The organism is Enterobacter sp. JMULE2, from assembly GCF_013337145.1.
Classification (GTDB): Bacteria; Pseudomonadota; Gammaproteobacteria; order Enterobacterales; family Enterobacteriaceae; genus Enterobacter; species Enterobacter mori.
Genome location: NZ_SGWD01000017.1, coordinates 130,858 through 151,985 on the forward strand (window position 1 = coordinate 130,858; position 21,128 = coordinate 151,985).

20 protein-coding genes and 1 other annotated feature are annotated in these 21,128 nt (G+C 56.7%); of the genes, 5 read left to right on the forward strand and 15 right to left on the reverse strand.

The features are described from left to right. Positions 1-41: 41 nt before the first annotated feature. The 6 genes from thrC to yjjY all read right to left on the reverse strand — a co-directional run bounded on the left by thrC (position 42) and on the right by yjjY (position 6,312). The gene (thrC, locus tag EXW94_RS22755; protein WP_174341072.1) at positions 42-1,328 is read right to left on the reverse strand and encodes a threonine synthase; all 1,287 of its coding nucleotides are present in this window, start codon (positions 1,326-1,328) and stop codon (positions 42-44) included. Positions 1,329-1,331: 3 nt separating this feature from the next. After that, complete coding sequence (thrB, locus tag EXW94_RS22760; RefSeq protein ID WP_047957721.1) at positions 1,332-2,261, reverse strand: homoserine kinase; 930 nt, start codon at positions 2,259-2,261, stop codon at positions 1,332-1,334. A gap of 1 nt (position 2,262) precedes the next feature. After that, a complete protein-coding gene (gene thrA / locus EXW94_RS22765) occupies positions 2,263-4,725 on the reverse strand; it encodes a bifunctional aspartate kinase/homoserine dehydrogenase I (protein ID WP_174341073.1) in 2,463 nt (820 codons plus the stop codon). Between the two features lie 24 nt (positions 4,726-4,749). Next, positions 4,750-4,867 (reverse strand) — a sequence feature (Thr leader region). Next, a complete protein-coding gene (thrL, locus tag EXW94_RS22770) occupies positions 4,806-4,874 on the reverse strand; it encodes a thr operon leader peptide (RefSeq protein WP_015572623.1) in 69 nt (22 codons plus the stop codon). It overlaps the preceding feature by 62 nt. A gap of 211 nt (positions 4,875-5,085) precedes the next feature. Continuing rightward, a complete protein-coding gene (locus EXW94_RS22775) occupies positions 5,086-5,772 on the reverse strand; it encodes a tRNA/rRNA methyltransferase (protein ID WP_174341074.1) in 687 nt (228 codons plus the stop codon). A 399-nt stretch (positions 5,773-6,171) separates the two neighbouring features. Continuing rightward, on the reverse strand, positions 6,172-6,312 hold the full coding sequence (gene yjjY, locus EXW94_RS22780; RefSeq protein ID WP_085928893.1) for a protein YjjY: 141 nt from the start codon (positions 6,310-6,312) through the stop codon (positions 6,172-6,174). Positions 6,313-6,407: 95 nt separating this feature from the next. Here yjjY and arcA point away from each other — a divergent pair, with 95 nt between their 5' ends. Then, on the forward strand, positions 6,408-7,124 hold the full coding sequence (gene arcA, locus EXW94_RS22785; RefSeq protein ID WP_003856501.1) for a two-component system response regulator ArcA: 717 nt from the start codon (positions 6,408-6,410) through the stop codon (positions 7,122-7,124). Positions 7,125-7,169: 45 nt separating this feature from the next. On the opposite strand, the gene creD is transcribed toward arcA, so the two are convergent. Genes creD through creA form a run of 4 tightly spaced genes read right to left on the reverse strand, consistent with a single transcriptional unit; the run spans position 7,170 to position 11,177 of the window. Then, positions 7,170-8,522 carry a cell envelope integrity protein CreD gene (gene creD / locus EXW94_RS22790; RefSeq protein ID WP_029484937.1) on the reverse strand — a complete coding sequence of 451 codons (1,353 nt, stop codon included), beginning with the start codon at positions 8,520-8,522 and terminating at the stop codon, positions 7,170-7,172. A gap of 56 nt (positions 8,523-8,578) precedes the next feature. After that, positions 8,579-10,003: a two-component system sensor histidine kinase CreC gene (gene creC / locus EXW94_RS22795; protein WP_174341075.1), complete on the reverse strand. Its 1,425-nt coding sequence runs from the start codon at positions 10,001-10,003 to the stop codon at positions 8,579-8,581. After that, positions 10,003-10,692, reverse strand: coding sequence for a two-component system response regulator CreB (creB, locus tag EXW94_RS22800; protein WP_120159187.1), 690 nt, complete (start codon positions 10,690-10,692; stop codon positions 10,003-10,005). Before creB ends, creC begins: the two co-directional genes overlap by 1 nt. A gap of 14 nt (positions 10,693-10,706) precedes the next feature. After that, entirely contained in the window at positions 10,707-11,177 is a 471-nt protein-coding gene (creA, locus tag EXW94_RS22805) for a protein CreA (RefSeq protein ID WP_174341076.1), read from the reverse strand. Positions 11,178-11,388: 211 nt separating this feature from the next. On the opposite strand from creA, the gene robA reads away from it, so the two are divergent. Continuing rightward, complete coding sequence (gene robA, locus EXW94_RS22810; RefSeq protein ID WP_010427100.1) at positions 11,389-12,258, forward strand: MDR efflux pump AcrAB transcriptional activator RobA; 870 nt, start codon at positions 11,389-11,391, stop codon at positions 12,256-12,258. Here robA and gpmB read toward each other — a convergent pair. After that, on the reverse strand, positions 12,255-12,902 hold the full coding sequence (gpmB, locus tag EXW94_RS22815) for a 2,3-diphosphoglycerate-dependent phosphoglycerate mutase GpmB (RefSeq protein ID WP_008502057.1): 648 nt from the start codon (positions 12,900-12,902) through the stop codon (positions 12,255-12,257). The two genes, robA and gpmB, sit on opposite strands and share 4 nt — an antisense overlap. 50 nt (positions 12,903-12,952) lie before the next feature. On the opposite strand from gpmB, the gene yjjX reads away from it, so the two are divergent. Beyond that, positions 12,953-13,468, forward strand: coding sequence for an inosine/xanthosine triphosphatase (gene yjjX, locus EXW94_RS22820; protein ID WP_174341077.1), 516 nt, complete (start codon positions 12,953-12,955; stop codon positions 13,466-13,468). On the opposite strand, the gene trpR is transcribed toward yjjX, so the two are convergent. Continuing rightward, the gene (trpR, locus tag EXW94_RS22825) at positions 13,459-13,788 is read right to left on the reverse strand and encodes a trp operon repressor (protein WP_024907404.1); all 330 of its coding nucleotides are present in this window, start codon (positions 13,786-13,788) and stop codon (positions 13,459-13,461) included. The two genes, yjjX and trpR, sit on opposite strands and share 10 nt — an antisense overlap. 55 nt (positions 13,789-13,843) lie before the next feature. Beyond that, positions 13,844-15,781, reverse strand: a complete 1,938-nt coding sequence (gene sltY / locus EXW94_RS22830; RefSeq protein ID WP_126816006.1) for a murein transglycosylase — start codon at positions 15,779-15,781, stop codon at positions 13,844-13,846. Between the two features lie 226 nt (positions 15,782-16,007). On the opposite strand from sltY, the gene ettA reads away from it, so the two are divergent. Then, positions 16,008-17,675 (forward strand): energy-dependent translational throttle protein EttA, encoded by a 1,668-nt coding sequence (gene ettA, locus EXW94_RS22835; RefSeq protein WP_174341078.1) that lies wholly within the window; start codon positions 16,008-16,010, stop codon positions 17,673-17,675. A gap of 91 nt (positions 17,676-17,766) precedes the next feature. Here ettA and EXW94_RS22840 read toward each other — a convergent pair whose 3' ends face one another. Next, a complete protein-coding gene (locus tag EXW94_RS22840) occupies positions 17,767-18,666 on the reverse strand; it encodes a LysR family transcriptional regulator (RefSeq protein WP_174341079.1) in 900 nt (299 codons plus the stop codon). A gap of 108 nt (positions 18,667-18,774) precedes the next feature. Between EXW94_RS22840 and EXW94_RS22845 the strand changes: the two genes are divergently transcribed. Then, the gene (locus EXW94_RS22845; protein WP_174341080.1) at positions 18,775-19,776 is read left to right on the forward strand and encodes a zinc-binding alcohol dehydrogenase family protein; all 1,002 of its coding nucleotides are present in this window, start codon (positions 18,775-18,777) and stop codon (positions 19,774-19,776) included. 97 nt (positions 19,777-19,873) lie between these two features. On the opposite strand, the gene nadR is transcribed toward EXW94_RS22845, so the two are convergent. Further along, the gene (nadR, locus tag EXW94_RS22850) at positions 19,874-21,106 is read right to left on the reverse strand and encodes a multifunctional transcriptional regulator/nicotinamide-nucleotide adenylyltransferase/ribosylnicotinamide kinase NadR (RefSeq protein WP_006810194.1); all 1,233 of its coding nucleotides are present in this window, start codon (positions 21,104-21,106) and stop codon (positions 19,874-19,876) included. Positions 21,107-21,128 lie beyond the last annotated feature (22 nt).

Consider the following 21,128-nt stretch of genomic DNA (forward strand, 5'->3'; position numbering starts at 1 on the left):
AGTTGTAGGTCGGGTAAGGCGTAGCCGTCACCCGACAAAAATCACGCGCGAGCCATCATCAGCTTACGCAGCGCGGCAAAATCTGCCGGTAGTTCATGTGACAGCAGCGGCAGGTCGGCACGCTCGGCCAGCTCTTTCGGCAGCGGCAGCGTTTCGCCCAGGATCGCTTCCACGCTCTCTTTGAACTTCGCTGGATGCGCGGTGCCCAGGAACAGGCCATATTCACCCGGATTGAGCTGATCGCGCAGCGCGCGGTAAGCAATCGCCGCGTGCGGTTCAGAGGTGTACCCCACAGCTTTCAGCTCGCGCATGGTCGCTTTGGTGGTTTCATCCGTCACCGCGGCGTAGCCCAGGTCACCCAGACGCCAGATCTTACGGCGGAACAGCTCTTCCACGCGCGGCCAGTTGTTTGGCTGCGATACATCCATTGCGTTAGAGAGCGTCGCCTGCGTGGCGTTCGGCGCCCACTTCCCGTCTTTCAGGAAGCGCGGCACGGTGTCGTTGGCGTTGGTGGCGGCGATAAAGCGTTTCACCGGCAGACCCAGAGATTTCGCCAGCAGACCCGCAGTCAGGTCGCCGAAGTTACCGCTTGGTACGGAAACCACCAGCTGGTTGCGCGCTTCCTGCGGCAGCTGCGCCACCGCTTCGAAGTAGTAGCAAATCTGCGCCAGCAGACGGCTGATGTTGATGGAGTTAGCAGAGTTCAGCCCCAGGGCGACCTTCAGCTCTTCGTCGTCGAAGGCCTGCTTGACCAGCGCCTGGCAGGCATCGAAATCGCCGTCAATCGCCACGGTTTCAATGTTGCCGCCGAGCGTACAGAACAGTTTTTCCTGCAGCGGGCTGATTTTGCCTTTCGGGTAGAGGATCACTACGCGGACGTTTTTCAGTCCGTAGAACGCGTGAGCCACCGCCGCACCGGTATCGCCGGATGTCGCGGTCAGGATGGTCACCGGTTTGTCGCCGCTGATGTGGGTCAGCATCTGCGCCATGAAGCGGCCACCGAAGTCTTTGAACGCCAGCGTCGGGCCGTGGAAAAGCTCCAGGCAGCCAACGTCAGGCTCAACCTGCTTCACCGGTGCCGGGAAAGCAAACGCCGCACGCACGCGCTCTTCCAGCAGCTCCTGCGGGATTTCGTCGCCGATAAACGCCGACAGAATTTTCGTGCTGCGGGTGACAAAGTCCTGCTTCAGCAGTTCGTCGATGTCGGTCAGCTGAAATTCCGGCAGGTCATGGGGGAAAAACAGCCCCTGATTTTTGCCCAGGCCCTGCGTTACCGCCTGCGCGAAGCTGACCTGCTCGTTATGATCTTTAAGGTTGTAGAGTTTCATTAATTATCCCAGTACTCGTGCGCCAGCCGTGTCCAGACGGCAAATATGAACAAAGCCTTCCTGATTTTGCAGGTAGTGTTTAGAGAGCCAGTCCGCCACGCGCTGCGCGGTGTCTGGCTTGTCGCACAGGGCGAACAGCGTCGGGCCTGAGCCGGAGATGCCGCACGCCTGCGCGCCGATATCCATCGAGGCCTGTCGCGCCTCGTTAAAACCGGGCAGCAGCTTCGTACGGTACGGCTCGGCAATGACGTCTTTCATCAGCTTCGCCGCCAGCTGCGGCTGACGGGTGTAGCAGGCGTGAATAAAGCCTGCCAGGTGACGCCCGTGGGCGATACAGTCCTGACGACGATACTGCGCAGGCAGGATCGCACGCGCTTCCGCGGTAGAGACCTTAATGCCCGGATAGGCCAGCACCCACAGCCACTCATCAAACCCTGGCACCTGCTGGCTGATGATGCCATTTTCTTCGATCATCAGCTGCATGCCGCCGAGGAAGCACGGCGCCACGTTATCATAATGAATACTGCCCGAAATGCGCCCTTCCAGCTCGCCCATCAGCCCCAGCAGACGGCTGTTGTTCAGCGGCTTGCCGCAGTGCTCGTTCATCGCCACCAGCGCGGCGACCACGGAACACGCGCTGGAGCCCAGGCCTGAGCCAATCGGCATGCTTTTTTCCAGCGTCATGGCGACCGGCACGTTTTTGCCGATCTCCTGACAGAAGCGTTCCCAGCACTGATAAACGATATTTTCGCGCGGCTCGGACGGCAGCTTGCTGGCGAAACGCCCGACGTTATTCAGGCTGAAGCTCTCTGCCGCTTCCACCGTAACCGTATCGCCCAGCAGCGAACCATCCACCGGCGTGACCGCCGCGCCCAGCACGTCAAATCCGACGCTCATATTGGCGCTGGAAGCCGGGGCATAAACTTTGACCATGTTAAACTCCTAACTTCCATGACAGGGTACGCAGCAGATCGGCAAACACACCCGCCGCCGTAACATCGTTCCCTGCGCCATAGCCGCGAAGCACCAGCGGCAATGGCTGATAATAGTGGCTGTAGAACGCCAACGCATTCTCGCCGTTTTTGACTTTGTACAGCGGATCGTTGCCATCCACTTCGGCAATCTTCACCCGGCACACGCCATCTTCTTCAATGTTGCCAACATAGCGCAATACCTTACCTTCATCACGGGCTTTCGCCACACGGGCGGCAAAAGCATCGTCAAGCTGCGGCAAATTCGCCATAAAGGCGCTGACGTCACCGCTGTCATCAAACTCTGCTGGCAGCACCGGCTCAATCACGATATCCGAAAGCTCAAGCTCGCGGCCCGTTTCACGCACGAGGATCAGCAGCTTGCGCGCCACGTCCATCCCGGAAAGGTCGTCACGCGGATCCGGCTCGGTATAGCCCAGCTCGCGCGCGGCGCGAGTGGCTTCCGACAGGCTCATCCCCTCATCCAGCTTGCCGAAGATAAAGGACAGCGAGCCGGAGAGAATGCCGGAGAAACGCTGCAGTTCATCGCCCGCGTTGAGCAGGTTTTGCAGATTTTCGATAACCGGCAGTCCTGCGCCCACGTTGGTGTCGTACAGGAACTTGCGGCGCGACTTGCTCGCCGCCAGACGCAGTTGGTGATAGTAATCCATCGACGAGGTGTTGGCCTTTTTGTTTGGTGTCACCACGTGGAAACCTTCGCGCAGGAAGTCGGCGTACTGATCGGCCACCGCCTGGTTGGAGGTACAGTCAACAATCACCGGGTTAAGCAGGTGATACTCTTTCACCAGACGGATCAGGCGGCCCAGGTTGAACGGCTCTTTCGCCTCGTTCATCTCGGCCTGCCAGTTTTCCAGGTTCAGACCGTGAACGTTGGTCAGCAACGCTCTGGAGTTGGCAATCCCGCAGACGCGCAAATCGATATGTTTCTTCTTCAGCCACTCCTGCTGACGCTTCACCTGCTCCAGCAGCGCGCCGCCTACGCCGCCCACGCCAATGAGGAACAGCTCGATCACCTGGTCGGTGTTGAACAGCATCTGGTGAACGACGCGCACGCCGGTGGTGGCGTCATCGTTGTCCACGACAACGGAAATCGAACGCTCAGACGAGCCCTGCGCAATCGCCACGATGTTAATATTGGCGCGCGCCAGCGCGGCAAAGAATTTAGCGGAGATGCCGCGCAGCGTGCGCATGCCGTCACCGACGACTGAGATAACCGCCAGACGCTCCTGAATGTACAGCGGCTCCAGCAGTTCCTCTTTCAGCTCCAGATAGAACTCTTCCTCCAGCGCGCGACGGGCGCGCAGGCAATCCGCCTGCGGTACGCAGAAGCTGATGCTGTATTCGGAAGAGGATTGGGTGATCAGCACCACTGAGATACCGTTGCGGGACATGGCTGCAAAGACGCGCGCCGCCATGCCGACCATCCCTTTCATCCCCGGGCCGGAGACGCTGAACATCGCCATATTGTTGAGGTTGGAGATGCCTTTCACCGGCAGACCGTCTTCATCGGTACTCGCGCCAATCAGCGTACCCGGCGCCTGCGGGTTACCGGTGTTTTTAATCAGGCACGGGATCTGGAACTGGGCAATCGGGGAGATGGTACGCGGGTGAAGCACTTTAGCGCCGAAGTAGGAAAGCTCCATCGCTTCCTGGTACGACATCGACTTGAGCAGCCTGGCGTCCGGAACCTGGCGCGGGTCGCAGGTATAGACGCCGTCAACATCAGTCCAGATCTCACAACAGTCTGCGCGTAAACAGGCGGCCAGCACGGCGGCGGAGTAGTCGGAGCCGTTACGGCCCAGCACCACCAGCTCGCCCTTCTCGTTACCGGCGGTGAAACCTGCCATCAGGATCATGTGGTCAGACGGGATTTTGCTCGCGGCGATACGGCGGGTTGATTCGGCAATATCAACGGTGGATTCGAGGTAGTGGCCCACCGCCAGCAGTTTTTCAACCGGGTCGATCACGGTCACGTTATGGCCGCGCGCTTCCAGCACGCCCGCCATGATGGCGATTGAGAGTTTTTCGCCCCGGCAGATCAGCGCCGCGTTGATGCTGTCCGGGCACTGGCCGAGGAGGCTGATGCCGTGCAGGACGTGTTTGATTTGCGCAAATTCCTGCTCAACGAAGGACTTCAGCTGAGCGTGCGGGAAGCCGGGCAGCGCCTCTGCAAGCCCTTGCAGAAGGTCGGCGAAGATACGCTCGGCGTCGCTGATGTTCGGGAGTGCATCCTGGCCACCGATGGTTTTTTCAATCATCGCCACCAGATGGTTCGTGATTTTTGCCGGGGCAGAGAGCACGGTAGCAACCTGCCCCTGCCTGGCGTTGCTTTCCAGGATATCGGCAACACGCAGAAAACGTTCTGCATTTGCCACTGATGTACCGCCGAACTTCAACACTCGCATGGTTCTACCTCGTTTCCTTTAGCCGAAAAAAAAGCCCGCACTGTCTAGGTGCGGGCTTTTTTTTGTTTTTCCTGTACGCGTCAGCCCGCATCGTTACCCGTGGTAATGATGATGGTTGTGGTAATAGTGGTGATGCTGATGCGTTTCATGGATGTTGTGTACTCTGTCATTATTATCTGTCTGTGCTGTATTCTTTTAGGGTTAAAGGATCGGGCACCTTAAGTCAACGAATTTTTAATTTGATCACAATTCGGAGGACTCTCACGTCCCGCTGCCGTCGGATTTATTTTCATCCGAATACCCCAAAAGCAACCCTTAGCATCAGATGATTACACCATAATAAAAATGTATGACAGCACTTTACTCGGCCAATTTTTTTTCAATATCGTGCAGCAAACGGTGCAGCATTGCCGTGTCGCGTTGCTCAAGACGTCCCAAACGCTGCTGTAGCCAGTCGACCATTTTTTGATCGTCAGCCACACCCAGCTGCATGAGCAGGTTTTCCACGCGCGCGCGAAGTGCAGCCAGCTGGCTTTCATCGATGCCTGTAACAGGCGGCTGCGGAATTTGTATTAAGGATGCTAATTGATAGCAATAGACCATCACCGCCTGGCCTAAATTGAGTGAAGGATAATCTGCAACCATCGGCGCGCCTGTCAGCACATCCGCCAGTTCCAGCTCTTCATTGGTCAGCCCGGAATCTTCACGCCCAAACACCAGCGCGGCTTTCTCCAGCCACTGGCTTTTCTCTTCCAGCATCGGCACCAGCTCCGCGGGTGTGGCGTAGTAATGGAACTTCGCCCGGCTGCGCGCCGTGGTCGCAACGGTAAAGGAGATGTCGTGAAGCGCGTCGGCAAGCGTAGCGTAAGTGGTTATATTATCGAGAATATCTCCCGAACCGTGCGCGACCCAACGTGCCGCAGGCTCCAGGTGCGCGGCGCTGTCCACAATACGTAAATCGGTAAAACCCATGGTCTTCATGGCACGCGCCGCAGCGCCTATGTTTTCGGGTCTTGCTGGGGCCACCAGCACAATCGACAGATGCATTTATGCTCTCTTTTTAAGCAGTTAGCGGGTAAAAATGTGATGCGCCTCAACATATTACGCAGCACGAATTTACAAAATTGCAACACAAATCACCGAAATAGCGTTTCATAACAAATTAAAAACGCTAAACTATTTTGTGGCTGAACAATCAGTTAGAATGATAACAGACAGATATTATCCCTATGTTTTATAATGATAATGACTGTGTGAATGCCTATTCTTAATTGGATTCGTATTGTTTATCAATCAATGTCCGCAACTAGTTGGTTTATTGAAAATTTGTGACAAAGGCTAGCATTCGGATACGATGATTTCATCAAACTGTTAACGTGCTACAATTGAACTTGATATATGTCAACGAAGCGTAGTTTTATTGGGTGTCCGGTGTCACTTAGCCTGTTATGTTGCTGTTAAAATGGTTAGGATGACAGCCGTTTTTGACACTGTCGGGTCCAAAGGGAAAGTACCCAAGACCAAGCTAATGATGTTGTTGACGTTGATGGAAAGTGCATCAAGAACGCAATTACGTACTTTAGTCACGTTAAGCCGATCATGTTAATTTGCGACATGCATCAGGCAGGTCAGGGACTTTTGTACTTCCTGTTTCGATTTAGTTGGCAATTTAGGTAGCAAACATGCAGACCCCGCACATTCTTATCGTTGAAGACGAGTTGGTAACACGCAACACGTTAAAGAGCATTTTCGAAGCAGAAGGCTACGATGTCTTTGAAGCGACCGATGGCGCAGAGATGCATCAGATCCTTTCTGAAAATGATATCAACCTGGTCATTATGGACATTAACCTGCCAGGCAAAAACGGCCTTCTTCTGGCACGCGAACTGCGTGAACAGGCGAACGTCGCGTTAATGTTCCTGACAGGCCGTGACAACGAAGTTGATAAAATTCTTGGCCTGGAAATCGGTGCGGATGACTACATCACCAAACCGTTTAATCCACGCGAGTTAACCATTCGTGCGCGCAACCTGCTGTCCCGCACCATGAACCTGGGAACGGTCAGCGAAGAGCGTCGTAGCGTAGACAGCTACAAATTCAACGGCTGGGAACTTGATATCAATAGCCGTTCACTGATCAGCCCGAACGGTGAGCAGTATAAACTGCCGCGCAGTGAATTCCGCGCGATGCTGCACTTCTGCGAAAACCCGGGCAAAATTCAGTCCCGTGCGGAGCTGCTGAAGAAAATGACCGGTCGCGAGCTGAAGCCGCATGACCGTACCGTAGACGTGACCATCCGTCGTATTCGTAAGCATTTCGAATCTACGCCAGATACGCCGGAAATCATCGCCACGATCCACGGCGAAGGGTACCGTTTCTGCGGCGATCTGCAGGAGTAATCCCGCAGTTAACGCATAAAAAAACGGCGCATTTGCGCCGTTTTTTTATTTCCAGATCCGCATCGTATCATCATCCGGTGCTGCGGGTGGCTCGGGTTGCTTCGGCTGAGAGAGCGAGTACCAGTCGAAATGACGGGTCAGGTACATGACGGCGAACAGCGCCAGCGCGAGAACCGCTGACCCCAACAGCAGTGCGCTGTCCTCCGAGCGCAGCAAGAACCACATCACCACGTCCAGCCCCAGCAAGGCCAGCACAAATAGCCCGCTGCGCTTCCAGCTTTTCAGCACGGCCTGCAGGTACATTCCGTTCATCGCTGCGCCCACCAGACTTGCAACAACCCAGGCTGGCGTAAACCCAACGTGTTCAGACAACGCCAGCAACACCAGATAGAACAGCACCAGCGACAACCCCACCAGCAGGTACTGCATTGGGTGCAGGCGCAGCCCGGTTAAGGTTTCGAAGACAAAAAAGGCCATAAACGTCAGCGCAATCAGCAAAATGGCATACTTGATCGCCCGGTCAGTCAGCTGATACTGATCGGCGGGCGTGGCTACCGTGACGCTAAAGGCGGGGATCGACTCCCATGATGGCGATTCGCTCCCGCTGAACCAGCTCTCAAGGTTGTTCGCAAACCAGCTGCTCTTCCAGTTCGCCTGGAAACCAGACTCGCCAATTTTGTGCTTAACCGGCAGATAGTTGCCCATAAAGCCCGGATGCGGCCAGTTGCTGTTAAGCGTCATTTCGCTGTTACGCCCTACCGGTACCACTGCAAAACTGCCGGTTCCCGCCAGATTGAGTGACATTTCAAGTGCAAACGTTTTGGCTTCCAGCGCGTTGTCGGTCAGCGGGATGTGGATCCCTGCAAGCGCCCCGTAGACACCTGAACCGGGTTCCACGCTTAGCGTCTCACCATTGATTTTAGAGATACTGACCGTGCCAATACCCCGCGCGTCGCCAACGCCCGTCACGATAAACGGCTGCCCTGTCGCGATCGTTTCCCCTTTCAACTGCTTCAGCTCTTCGGTATTAAACTGCGCTTTTATCTTCAGGTCAGTATTCCAGATTTGCCCATCGTAGATGCCAATATTTCGGGACTCCACGCGCTGGTTCCCTTCCACAACCAGAGAGTCCGGCAGAATGAAATGCATATAGCTTTTCTTGTATTCGACCTTCTTCTCGTCCTCCAGCTTGTAAAAAATCTCCGTCACCGGAATGGCAATCAGCGGGCCGACCAGTTTTTGCGGTCCGCTGGTGCTCTGCCGAAGCGTATTTTCGACATCGTTACGATAGCTTTCACGCTCTGAAATGAGGTTACTGACCATAAACAACGGAACTAACAGCAGCAGGATGCACCCCAGCAGGGTGCTTACTTTCCAGAACAGGGGGGATTTCATCATTACGTCTCCTTTGTGATGAGGAGAGCGTAACCAGGCCGTGTGGGGTCAGTTTGAAGCTATGTGAAGGGACGGTGAAGTGCCAGCGTGGCCATCACGCCACCTTCATCGCGATTACGCAATGTAATCGCTCCCTGATGCAGACGCGCCACCTCCTGGACAAACGCCAGCCCGAGTCCGCTGCTCTTCAGCCCGTTCTCGCGCGGCAGGGAATAAAAGCGCTCAAAAATACGCGCCAGCGCATAATCCGGGATACCGCTTCCGTTATCGGTCACCGTGAGCAGGACCTGCGTTGGCGCTTCATACGCGGCCAGTGCAATAACCCCGCCGGGCGGCGTGAAGTCGATGGCGTTATCCAGCAAATTACCCAGAGCCTGTTCGAGCAGTTCGGGATCGCCCGCAACACACAGAGAGGTGCTTTGGATCGTCAGCGTGATATTTTTCGCTGTCAGAACCGCCGAACGCGCGTCGGCCAGGCGGGTAAATAGCGTGTCGACGTCGACGCTGACCGGCACGATCTCGACCCGATTTTCAAGCCGCGCCTGGGTAAGCAGCTTTTCGACCAGCGACTGCATGCGCGCGTTTTGCACCAGAATATTATCGATAAACCGCGCGGCCACCTGCGGCGGCGGCTGCTCGGCGAGAATTTCCGCCGCGCCGCGTATCGCGGCGATGGGGCTTTTCAGCTCGTGGGTCAGCGCATGGACATAGTGTTCAATGTAGTTTTTCCCTTCCAGGCGAATGCGCATATTCTCCAGCGCCTGGGCCAGCTTGTGCAGTTCGCTGCTGCCAGGATTAGGCAGCGGGAGAGGCGTATCCGTGGTCACAGAGTCGGCATAGCGCGATAACGTACTGATAGAACGATTGATCCACCAGGCGACGAGAAGACCGATCAGCAGGGCAATGCCGAGCAGCGCTCCGCCTGCCCACAGGATCCTTCGCTCGCTGCGATGGATAACCGGTGCCATCGCGCTGTTAGGTTTCCCGACCGACAGCACGCCGATAATCTTGCCCTGCTCCACAACTGGCGCGGCAACATACATCACCGTGCTCTCCGGATCGTCGGGATGGCTCTGGGTACTGCGCGCGCCGTATTCGCCGCGAAGCGTCAGCCAGACATCGTTCCAGCGCGAGTAATCTTTCCCCACGGCCAGACCGGCGGAATCAAACACCACTCTGCCCTGCGCATCGGTCATGTAGACGTGATACTCGTTACGCACTTTATGAATGCCGCCGATATTGGCGCGGAAAGGGCGCTGATGAAGCTGAGAAAAGGCCTGTGCCAGTTTGCCCTGCTGCGCATGGCCCGAAAGGAGATCCTCACGCCCGACTTCGGCGAGTAAGGTCGCAGTATCGATTAACGTGCCCTCGGTTGCCCTGCGCACGCCGGGCTTTACTTCCTGAACAAAGATCGACAGCACAAACCACGCGGCGATGGCCACGATCAGGAAATACCCCAGCAATAACCGCATCCCAATGCGCATCAGTAAAGGCCCAGACTGTAGCCCATACCGCGATGGGTGCTGATGGGTGAAAGTTCCTCGTTTACCGCCCGCAGCTTGGCGCGCAGGGTTTTGATGTGGGTGTCCACGGTGCGGTCGAAACTGTCGCCGTCTTCACCCCATACCTTGTCCATGAGTTGCTGACGAGAAAAGACCCGTCCGGGGGCCTGTAACAAGGTTTTGAGCAGCAAGAATTCATAGCGGGTCAGGGGCAGTGCTTCACCGCACCAGCTAATCCGCGCGGCTGGCTCATTCAGCTCAAACTGCCCGATTCGGACGATGTCAGAAGGCGCAGCCGATTTTTGCATCCGCCGTAAAATTGTCCTTACCCGGGCGCACACTTCCCGTGGGGAGAAAGGCTTGGCAACGTAGTCGTCAGCGCCCATTTCCAGGCCGAGGAGTTTATCCACTTCATCGCTGCGCGCCGTCAGAAACAGCACCGGCAGTGACGGATGCTGGGCCAGCAGCTGGCGGCACAGCTCAAAGCCGCTGATGTCCGGCAGCCCGACGTCCAGAATGGCGAGCGCTGGAGCCTGCCGCCGCGCCGCCTCCAGCACCGGTAAACCGCGCTCAAACGCCTTTACCGCAAATCCTTCCTGCTGAAGCATGTAGATCAGCGTATCGGCGATACTGGTTTCGTCTTCAACCAGCCAGACCACAGGTTGTTGCATGGTTCATCCCTGAATTAATGCCACGGCATAATCGGCACCGCGCTGATCGCGTTTTTCGGCGAGCCTTCCACCACTTTGTCGGAATAGGCGAGGTAAGCCAGGGTTTTACGTTTGGCATCATAGAAACGCACCACCTGCAGCTTTTTAAACACCAGCGAGGTCCGTTTCTGGAATACCACGTCGCCCTGCGCTTTGCCGTTTTTAATTTTATCGCTCAGCTCAACCGGCCCCACCTGCTGGCAGGAGATCGCCGCATCGGAAGTATCTTCCGCCAGCCCCAGCCCGCCTTTGATACCGCCCGTTTTCGCGCGGCTCACGTAGCAGGTGACGTTTTTCACATCCGGATCGTCAAACGCCTCCACCACGATTTTGTGGTCCGGACCAAACATTTTGAACACGGTATCGACGGAACCAATCTGTTCCGCCTGCGCGGCGCGGCCGACCATCAGCAGCAACGCGGTGAAGATCAAAGTCTTGTATTTCATATTGTTACCATTCTTTAAAATTGCACTGGGCGATTATTCAACACTTTAGACAAAAATGTAGCAAGATCACAGGATTAGAATATATTCGCCCAAAACGAGCCGTAAAAGGCATTAATGCGCAAAAAAAACACTGAATGCTAAAACATCAAAAAATGCTATTATCCGCTAACCTGTTATCAGGCACCTGCTGTTTTAAGGATGAGGATAGTATATGGATCAGGCTGGAATTATTCGCGACCTGCTAACCTGGCTGGAAGGTCATCTCGACCAGCCTTTGTCACTGGATAATGTGGCGGCTAAAGCAGGCTATTCCAAGTGGCATCTGCAAAGGATGTTCAAGGATGTCACCGGTCATGCTATCGGTGCCTATATTCGCGCACGTCGTTTATCTAAATCTGCTGTGGCATTGCGCCTGACCGCGCGGCCGATTCTGGATATTGCCCTGCAGTATCGTTTTGATTCGCAGCAAACGTTCACCCGCGCCTTTAAAAAACAGTTCTCGTTGACGCCAGCGCTTTATCGTCGTTCGCCTGACTGGAGCTCGTTTGGCATGCGTCCGCCGCTGCGTCTGGGCGAGTTCGCGATGCCGAAATATGAAATTGTCGCGCTGCCGGAAACCCATCTGATCGGCACAACCCAGAGCTACTCCTGTTCTCTGGAGCAGATTTCTGAGTTCCGTCATCAGATGCGCGTCCAGTTCTGGCGCGACTTCCTGAGCCATGCACCGGCCATCCCGCCAATTCTGTACGGTCTGAACGAAACGCGCCCAAGCCAGGAAAAAGACGACGAGCAGGAGGTGTTCTACACCACCGCGCTGACGCCAGAGATGGCGAATGGTTATATTCAGGGTTCGAAACCGGTCGTGCTGGAAGGCGGTGAGTACGTGATGTTCTCGTATGAAGGGCTGGGAACGGGCGTTCAGGAGTTTATCCTGACCGTTTACGGGACCTGCATGCCAATGCTGAATCTTAATCGCCGTAAAGGTCAGGACATTGAGCGCTACTACCCGGCGCAGGATGCCAAACCGGAAGAAGGCCCAATCAATCTGCGTATGGAATTCTTGATTCCTATCCGCCGTTAACGCTGCAGTTCGTCAAGCGCAGGGGCATCGAGATGCGAAATGTCCCCTGCCATCTCCACGACCCAGCCCGACGCCAGCCATGCGCTTTCCTGATAATCAATTCGGGAAATGGAGCAGTTGCGCAGACGCAAACGGCGCTCAGCGTAAGCCGGTAACCCCAGAATAGTGCTCACCAGGCAGCCCAACGCAATCCCGTGACTCACCAGTAGCGGACGGCTTCCCGCCGGGAGCTTCAGGCATTCCGCCAGCGCGGCATGCATACGCACGCTCAGCTCCTGCATGGATTCCCCTTCTGGAATACGGCCATCTTCGGTACCGTTCACCAGCGTGCGACGCCAGCCCTCTTCCGTTTCCGTCAGCGTATCGATATGGCGTTTTTCCAGCACGCCCATATCCAGCTCGCGCAGGCGCGGCTCCAGCATGACATCACAGCCGCAGGCATCTGCAATGATGCGCGCCGTCTGCTGTGTGCGACCTAAATCGCTGGTAATCACGTGAGTAATGCCCAGCGTTCTGGCGCGTTCCGCCACCTGCCACGCTTGCTGCACACCCTTTTCGGTGAGAGGACTGTCCGACTGGCCTTGAATACGTCGCTCGGCGTTCCACTGCGTTTCACCGTGGCGAACAAGGTATACCTGTAACATGCTTTTTTTCCGTTATACTGCGATGAGTTTTTTTTGAATCGAGCTTAATTATGCACCATGTTGTCTCTGCTACCACTAATCCTGCCAAAATTCAGGCAATTCTAAGGGCATTTGACGAGATCTTCGGCGCAGGATCCTGCCATATTGAGGCCATCGGCGTCGAGAGTGGCGTTCCTGAACAGCCGTTTGGCAGCGAGGAAACGCGCGCTGGCGCACGAAATCGCGTGGCAAACGCTAAGGCTGCCGCACCGAATGCGGACTTTTGGGTAGCGATTGAAGCAGGTATCGACGAAGGCGCAACCTTTAGCTGGGTGGTCATCGAAAGCCGCGGGCAGCGCGGTGAAGCGCGCTCGGCCACCCTGCCGCTGCCAGACGTCATTCTGAAAAAAGTGCGTGCGGGTGAAGCGCTCGGGCCGGTGATGTCGCAGTACACCGGCATCGATGAGATTGGCCGTAAAGAAGGGGCGATTGGCGTCTTTACCGCAGGCGCGCTGACGCGTTCTGGCGTTTACCACCAGGCGGTGATTCTGGCGTTAAGCCCGTTCCATAACGCGATTTATCGTTGATCGCTTAATAAGACTGACTCCAGCCACTGGCGCAGCTCAACCGGCGCAGACTTCAGGCTGTTCGAGCCACGGGTGATCGTTGCAATGCCCGCGCCGAGCTCATTTTTTAGCTCGCGCTGGCTCATCTCGCCGCGCAGTAACTCCTCAATGATCCGCACGCGCGTGCCCAGCGCCTCACGCTCGTCCGGCGTGAGCATCAGCTGCATCAGGGGTAAGTGCAAATCCTGCTCGTAAGACTGGCGAAGCAGCTCCACAAAACGAAGCCACTCCTGATGACGTTGTTCGGCCATTGCCGAGGAATACGGGGAATGCTGGGTCATGTTATGCTGCCTCTTGTACTCATTAGCGAGTACAGCATAACACAACCCGCGCCGATCAGTAACGCCTCTGCCACTCGGCATCGCTCATCAGGGTATCTTTCTGCCCCATGAAGTAGCGATAGTAGGCGTCATAGGCCAGCACGTTCTTCACATAGCCGCGCGTTTCCGAGAACGGGATGCTCTCGACAAACGCCACCGCGTCGATGCGTCCGGCGCTGTTGCCAAGCCAGGTGCGCACGCGTCCCGGCCCCGCGTTATACGCCGCCGAAGAGAAGATGCGGTTATTGCCAAACTGCTGGTAGACGTACTGCAAATAGCTGGTACCGATGTTGATGTTGGTATCCGGATCCAACAGCTGCGACGGGCTGCTGTAACCGGGAATGTTGAACATCTTCACCGTGTGCGTCGCGGTGCCGGGCATGATCTGCATCAGGCCGCTGGCCCCCACCGGGGATCGCACTTTCGGGTTCCAGGCGCTTTCCTGACGGGCTATCGCCATCGCGTAGCTTTTCGGAATGTCTTTGCCGCTGGTGTAGCGATCGAACAGATCCTTGTACGCCAGCGGGAAACGCTCTTCGAGATGATCCCACAATTTGCCGGCGATCGTGGCCTGCACGCTCAGATCCCACCAGCGATTATCGAACGCGTAGCGGGCAAGCTGGGCTTTCTCGTCGGTGGTGCGGCTGGTGACCAGATTAGCCCACTCGCTGCGCGCGGTGTTGTCCATATTCCAGTACATCAGCTCGCGCACGCGCGCCATCTCCGGCCCCTGCGTCAGCGCCGGGTTCGCGTTGGCGGGCGCTTTGTCGATCTTAAGCGTGTACTCCTCGCCCAGCCGCTGCGCCGCCGCCATCGGGTAGAATCCGCGCTGTTGCATCAGAGCGTGGAGGATAGCTTTGGCCTCATCGTCACGGCCACGCTCCAGCAGCAGGTCGGCCTGCCAGTAGCGCCATTCATCTTTCTCTTTGGCATCCATCGGCAGACGCGCAAGCCAGGTATTCAGCCCACGACGATCGCCCGTGCCCAGCGCCATTCGCACGCGGCGCTCGACAAGCGAGGTGGAGTTTGAACGCATGATCGCGTCGTCACGCCAGCGCGCCTGTTCGTCGGTCACATCGGTGCCCATCAGTCGCCACGCCACTATGTCGCGCAATTCCTGCGTTTGTTCTTCATTAAGCTGCTGCGCCTGCACCAGCTGCGGGATCATCAGCCGCGCGTTTTCCACATCGTCACGCGCCACGCTGGTAAAGGCGACCGCCGCCATTTGTCGCGTGAAATCTGTCGCGCCCGTACTGCGGGCAAAGGTCAGCACGCTGTTCGGATCGTTTGCCAGACCAATGACGGCAGACGAAATGGTTTGATAGTCGGACGGCATCTGCCCCGCCAGCGCAGTGACCAGACGCGTGTTCCCGGCCTTCATCGCCAAGCGAATGCGTTCAAGATAAGCCAGCGGATCCTGTTTGCCCGATGCGCGCCATGCGCCGAAGAGCGAATCACAGGCGTTAGGCTGGCTTTTGCCCGTCAGCCAGAGATCTTTGGCACCGACCCAGGCCTCTTCCTGCTGTCCTGTGGCCCATTTGGCGTAGTAGTAATTACACTGTGCTTCCGTCGTGCCCGGTTTTTCCGGGCTAAACGCCAGCAGCCCGCGCCAGTCTTCACGACGCGCCAGCTCATTCACAAAACGAGACTGGAGATTACGGGCAGGCGGCAGGGTCGGGTTCGCCTGAATGAAGTTGTTCACGGTGACGGTGGGTTGGTTCATGAGATCGTCGGTTATCTGGCGGTACTCCAGATACGGATACAGCGGATAATCCTTTAGCGTCGGCATCAGGGCCTGCACGGTATCCATCTGCTTGTTGTCCCACGCCTGTTTAATCTGGGCGTAGCGGTTACGTTGTTCATCCAGTGAATCGGCATGCACCGCCTGGCTTACCGCCATTACGCATACGCTGGCAGCCAGCAGACGCCAGACCACCCGTTTGGCTTTTTCCACACGCTCTTCCTCATTGTTTTTCGTTAGTTGCAGCGTCTTGCCACGTCAATGTTGCATTCACTTATGCTAACCAGGCATCCTGCAACGCGCCACGTTATGGACACTTTTTTACCTTTCCTGCGCGTTTTAACACTCCCGGCGTTCCTGACTGGGATTAGGGCATGAAAAAGGCTACACTTCGAGGCTGAAATTCCTTCTCATTACGATAAAAGAGGCGAAGTCCAACGTGGCTCAATTCGTTTATACCATGCATCGTGTCGGCAAAGTTGTCCCGCCGAAACGTCATATTCTTAAAAATATCTCGCTGAGCTTCTTCCCGGGCGCAAAAATCGGTGTTCTGGGTCTCAACGGTGCCGGTAAGTCCACCCTGCTGCGCATCATGGCGGGCATCGATACAGACATCGAAGGTGAAGCCCGTCCGCAGCCTGGCATCAAGATTGGTTACCTGCCGCAGGAACCTCAGTTGAACCCGGAACACACCGTTCGCGAATCCGTTGAAGAAGCGGTGTCCGAAGTGGTTAACGCGCTGAAAGGTCTGGATGAAGTGTATGCCAAATACGCCGAGCCGGATGCGGACTTCGACAAGCTGGCCGCTCAGCAGGGCAAGTATGAAGAGATTATCCAGGCGCACGACGGCCACAACCTGAACGTGCAGCTGGAGCGCGCGGCTGATGCCCTGCGTCTGCCGGACTGGGATGCAAAAGTTGAGAAGCTCTCCGGGGGTGAACGTCGCCGCGTCGCGCTGTGCCGCCTGCTGCTGGAAAAACCAGACATGCTGCTGCTCGACGAACCAACGAACCACCTGGATGCAGAATCTGTCGCCTGGCTGGAACGCTTCCTGCACGACTTCGAAGGCACCGTTGTGGCGATTACCCACGACCGTTACTTCCTCGACAACGTCGCGGGCTGGATCCTGGAGCTGGACCGCGGTGAAGGTATTCCGTGGGAAGGCAACTACTCCTCCTGGCTGGAGCAGAAAGATCAGCGTCTGGCGCAGGAAGCTTCTCAGGAAGCGGCCCGTCGTAAGTCTATCGAGAAAGAGCTGGAGTGGGTGCGTCAGGGCGCGAAAGGCCGTCAGTCTAAGGGCAAAGCCCGTCTGGCACGCTTTGAAGAGCTTAATAACACCGAATACCAGAAACGTAACGAAACCAACGAACTGTTTATTCCACCTGGAGCACGTCTGGGGGATAAAGTGGTTGAAGTCTGCAATCTGCGTAAGTCTTACGGCGACCGCCTGCTGATTGACGACCTGAGCTTCTCCGTACCGAAAGGCGCTATCGTCGGGATCATCGGTCCGAACGGCGCGGGTAAATCAACCCTGTTCCGCATGATGTCCGGTCAGGAACAGCCTGACAGCGGTTCTATCACCTTGGGTGAAACCGTGAAGCTGGCGTCCGTTGATCAGTTCCGTGACGCGATGGACAACAGCAAAACCGTGTGGGAAGAAGTCTCCGGCGGTCTGGATATCATGCGTATCGGCAACACCGAGATGCCAAGCCGCGCCTACGTTGGCCGCTTTAACTTCAAAGGCACCGACCAGGGCAAACGCGTAGGCGAGCTGTCCGGCGGTGAGCGCGGTCGTCTGCACCTCGCGAAGCTGCTGCAGGTGGGCGGTAACGTGCTGCTGCTCGATGAACCAACCAACGACCTGGACATCGAAACCCTGCGCGCGCTGGAAAACGCCCTGCTGGAGTTCCCGGGCTGCGCGATGGTTATCTCGCACGACCGCTGGTTCCTGGACCGTATCGCGACCCACATCCTGGACTATCAGGACGAAGGTAAAGTGGAGTTCTTCGAAGGTAACTTCACCGAATACGAAGAGTACAAGAAACGCACGCTGGGCGCCGACGCGCTGGAGCCGAAGCGTATTAAGTACAAGCGTATTTCGAAATAAAAGCAAAACGGCAACTTCGGTTGCCGTTTTTTATGTTTGTTCCCTCTCCCCGTGGGAGAGGGTCAGGGTGAGGGCATCAGGCCGCACAAAATCACCCGCCCACGTAATACCGCTTCACCTCATCAAACTGCATTGCAAACTCGATATAGCTCATCAGCGCAGGTGAATTCAGCTTGCGGCTTGGATACGCCAGCCACAGATCGTTACCTTCAACATTCCACTCCGGTAGCACCTTCACCAGCGCCCCCTTATCGATCTTATCCTCCAGCAGAAACGCGGGTAACAGCGTGATCCCCGCACCGGCAATCGCACATTCGCGGGCGTACACCAGATTATCGGTCATGTGCGCGTTATCCGGCAGGTAGCGGTAATCCTCGCCCTCGCTTCGCAGAAGCCACTCCGACCACGCCCGGTGCGTAATGCAGCGGTGATCCACCAGCTGACGGGGATGAATTAACGGCTCCCGACGCGCCAGATAGTCCGGCGAAGCCAGCATATAACGCGGGCAGTGCCCGATCATTCGGCCAATCAGGGAGGAGTCCTGCGGCTTGCCGGTACGCAGCGCCACGTCAAAACCGGACTCGACCAGGTCCACCACGTCGTCAGAGATCGACACGTCCAGCGACACGTCAGGATAGCGAAGCTGGAACTCGGCATTCATGTGCGCCAGCAGCGTCGCGCCAATCCCCGCCGGACAGGTGATCCGCAGCCGCCCGCTCGGGTTTTCGCGCAGCCGCTGAATGGCGTACTCCGCCCGCTCGCTGGCCGCCAGCATCTCGCGACAGTGCACCAGATAGTGCTCACCCGCAAACGTCAGGCTGATCCTGCGCGTGGTGCGGTTAAGCAGGCGGATACCCACCTGCTGCTCCAGCTGGCTAATTCGCTGGCTAACGCTGGATTTCGGCAGTTCGGCTTTCTGAGCAGCCGCGGTAAAGCTACCCATCTCCGCCACCAGCGCGAACAGCGCCATATCCTGCAGCTGTTTAAACATGATTGTTCACCCTATACGAACGCTGAGTTCTTGATTGTCCATCTTATCACGCAGCTGTCCACTTTTTAGACTAGCCTCAACAAAACGCATTCCATTGAGGAGCACACCATGTCTGTTAAAGCCATTGCCGTTAACCCAGCGAACCCTGCTGTTTTTATTGAAATCACCCCGCCGATGCCGCAGCCCGGCGAGCGCGATCTGCTGGTGGAGGTGAAAGCCGTCTCCATAAACCCTGTAGACACCAAGGTGCATGCAGGCATTGCCAAAAATGGGCTGAACGAGCCGCGCGTGCTCGGCTGGGATGCCAGCGGGATCGTCAAAGCCGTGGGGGCTGGCGTGACCGGATTCAAACCGGGTGACGAAGTATGGTACGCGGGCGACATCACCCGCCCGGGCAGCAATACCACGCATCAGCTGATCGATGCGCGGATTGTCGGGCACAAGCCTGCAAGCCTGGGCTGGGCGGCTGCCGCTGCGCTGCCCTTAACCGCGCTCACCGCGTGGGAAGGCCTGTTTGAACGGCTGAATATTCAGGATGCCGGGGCGGATAAAACGCTGCTGATCATCGGTGGCGCGGGCGGCGTGGGATCGCTGGCGATCCCCTTTGCGAAGCACAACAGCAAGGTGAAGATCGTCGCGACGGCGTCGCGAGAAGATTCCGCCCGGTGGTGCCGCGATCGCGGGGCTGACGTAGTCGTCAACTACCGCGACCTGAAAGGCGAGCTGGCGAAACACGGGCTTACCTTTGTGGATTACATTTTCATCCTCAACGACACCGACGGGCACTGGGATGCGGTCAGCGAACTGATTGCGCCTCAGGGGCATATCTGTTCCATCGTTGAGAACGCGCATCCGCTGAACCAGGACAAGCTGAAGTCCAAATCCGCCGCGCTGCACTGGGAGTTTATGTATACCCGCAGCATGTACCAGACCGCGGATATGGCGCGTCAGGGTGAGATCTTAGATGAGGTGGCGAAGCTGGTGGATAACGGCGTAGTGGAAAGTTCGTTAAGTGAAACGCTGCACGGGCTGAGCGTGGAAAGTATTACCGAGGCGCACCGTAAAGTGCTGGAGGGGCATATGCGTGGGAAAGTGGTGGTTGAGTTCTGAGTGGTTTGATGCCCTCACCCCGGCCCTCTCCCAAAGGGAGAGGGCGATTAAAGTCCCCTCTCCCTTTGGGAGAGGGTTAGGGTGAGGGGTTAGTTTTTTACCCCTGCTCCCCCATCATCTCCTTCACCAGCTCGACGCAGCGCAGGAAACGGGAGTCGTAGTCCGACTCTTCCACATGCACAAACTCAACGTTGTTTTCGTTGAGCATCTCCACCAGCATGGACTGGAATTCCCGCCTGTCCACGGAGCTGCCGAGGCTGCGCATGCCGTCGGCCACCCACGGGGTGTTGTTTTCCAGCAGGATCACCAGGTCAAAGCGGTATTCGTCAATCAGCGCCTGTACGAACGGGTGCTCGCGCCCCTCGTATTTTTTACAGAACGCCTGCGTGGTCACGAAATCGGTATCGATAAATGCCACTTTATTGGCGTATTTGACCGCGAAATCAATGTACTGGGCATGCCCGAGCGCAATTTTGTCGTAGTCAGAATACTGCAGCGCCATCTCATCACCGCCCAGATGGGAGAAGACATAATCGCGCCCGTACTCCCATGCGCTGGTGGTGTTAAAGATGTTCGCCAGCTTATTGACCAGCGTTGATTTGCCGCTCGACTCGCCGCCCAGGATCGCGACGGTGCGCACAAAGAACGGCTTCACCTCGGTCGGGATGTAATCCCAGTAGCGGAACGGGTTTTCGCGGATCTGCGCCCCGCTGATGTTCATGAAGGTGCGCTTCGGATCGATAAGCACGGTTTCGATGCCCAGATGCTCGCGGAACTGCGGCGCATCGGACTCTTCGGAGGTGTAGATCCAGTTAGGCGCAATACCCTTCTCTTCCATAAACGCTTTGATGCCGTTGCTCCACACGTCCCAGCCGTGCGGATAGGGCTCCATGCCCTCTTCGTTAAAGGCATGAATGCGAATATTTTTCTGGTACTTAAAGGTCTGGAGCAGCCAGCGCAGACGGTCAGGCACGGTCGGCTGCTGCGACATGGCGCTGTCCTCAAACAGCTGGCGATCGCGGGTTTCGTCGTACCCCATGATGATATGCAGTTCATCCACCTGGCTACAGGCGCGCTGGATCAGATAGATATGCCCGGTATGCAGCGGGTAGAACTTGCCGAACACCACGCCGATGTTCTTTTGCATACGCGGGAATTCCAGCCCCAGAAAGCGGTGCAGCGCTTCCAGCTTCTGCGCGCTGGGGCTTTTGATTTTGGCGTTCAGCAGCTGGCTCAGGTAGCCTTTGGTCATGCCGCTGGCGTCCGCCACCTGCTGCAGCGTGCAGCCCTTCTGGCGGATTGCGGTCTTGATATAGTCAAATGATGACATAAATTACGGTGCCTCCTGCAAA

Excerpts from the sequence above, each read along its gene's own strand:
- thrC (WP_174341072.1), bottom strand. The coding sequence starts at position 1,328 with ATGAAACTCTACAACCTTAAAGATCATAACGAGCAGGTCAGCTTCGCG.
- thrB (WP_047957721.1), bottom strand. The coding sequence starts at position 2,261 with ATGGTCAAAGTTTATGCCCCGGCTTCCAGCGCCAATATGAGCGTCGGA.
- thrA (WP_174341073.1), bottom strand. The coding sequence starts at position 4,725 with ATGCGAGTGTTGAAGTTCGGCGGTACATCAGTGGCAAATGCAGAACGT.
- EXW94_RS22775 (WP_174341074.1), bottom strand. The coding sequence starts at position 5,772 with ATGCATCTGTCGATTGTGCTGGTGGCCCCAGCAAGACCCGAAAACATA.
- arcA (WP_003856501.1), top strand. The coding sequence starts at position 6,408 with ATGCAGACCCCGCACATTCTTATCGTTGAAGACGAGTTGGTAACACGC.
- creD (WP_029484937.1), bottom strand. The coding sequence starts at position 8,522 with ATGATGAAATCCCCCCTGTTCTGGAAAGTAAGCACCCTGCTGGGGTGC.
- creC (WP_174341075.1), bottom strand. The coding sequence starts at position 10,003 with ATGCGCATTGGGATGCGGTTATTGCTGGGGTATTTCCTGATCGTGGCC.
- creB (WP_120159187.1), bottom strand. The coding sequence starts at position 10,692 with ATGCAACAACCTGTGGTCTGGCTGGTTGAAGACGAAACCAGTATCGCC.
- creA (WP_174341076.1), bottom strand. The coding sequence starts at position 11,177 with ATGAAATACAAGACTTTGATCTTCACCGCGTTGCTGCTGATGGTCGGC.
- robA (WP_010427100.1), top strand. The coding sequence starts at position 11,389 with ATGGATCAGGCTGGAATTATTCGCGACCTGCTAACCTGGCTGGAAGGT.
- gpmB (WP_008502057.1), bottom strand. The coding sequence starts at position 12,902 with ATGTTACAGGTATACCTTGTTCGCCACGGTGAAACGCAGTGGAACGCC.
- yjjX (WP_174341077.1), top strand. The coding sequence starts at position 12,953 with ATGCACCATGTTGTCTCTGCTACCACTAATCCTGCCAAAATTCAGGCA.
- trpR (WP_024907404.1), bottom strand. The coding sequence starts at position 13,788 with ATGACCCAGCATTCCCCGTATTCCTCGGCAATGGCCGAACAACGTCAT.
- EXW94_RS22840 (WP_174341079.1), bottom strand. The coding sequence starts at position 18,666 with ATGTTTAAACAGCTGCAGGATATGGCGCTGTTCGCGCTGGTGGCGGAG.
- EXW94_RS22845 (WP_174341080.1), top strand. The coding sequence starts at position 18,775 with ATGTCTGTTAAAGCCATTGCCGTTAACCCAGCGAACCCTGCTGTTTTT.
- nadR (WP_006810194.1), bottom strand. The coding sequence starts at position 21,106 with ATGTCATCATTTGACTATATCAAGACCGCAATCCGCCAGAAGGGCTGC.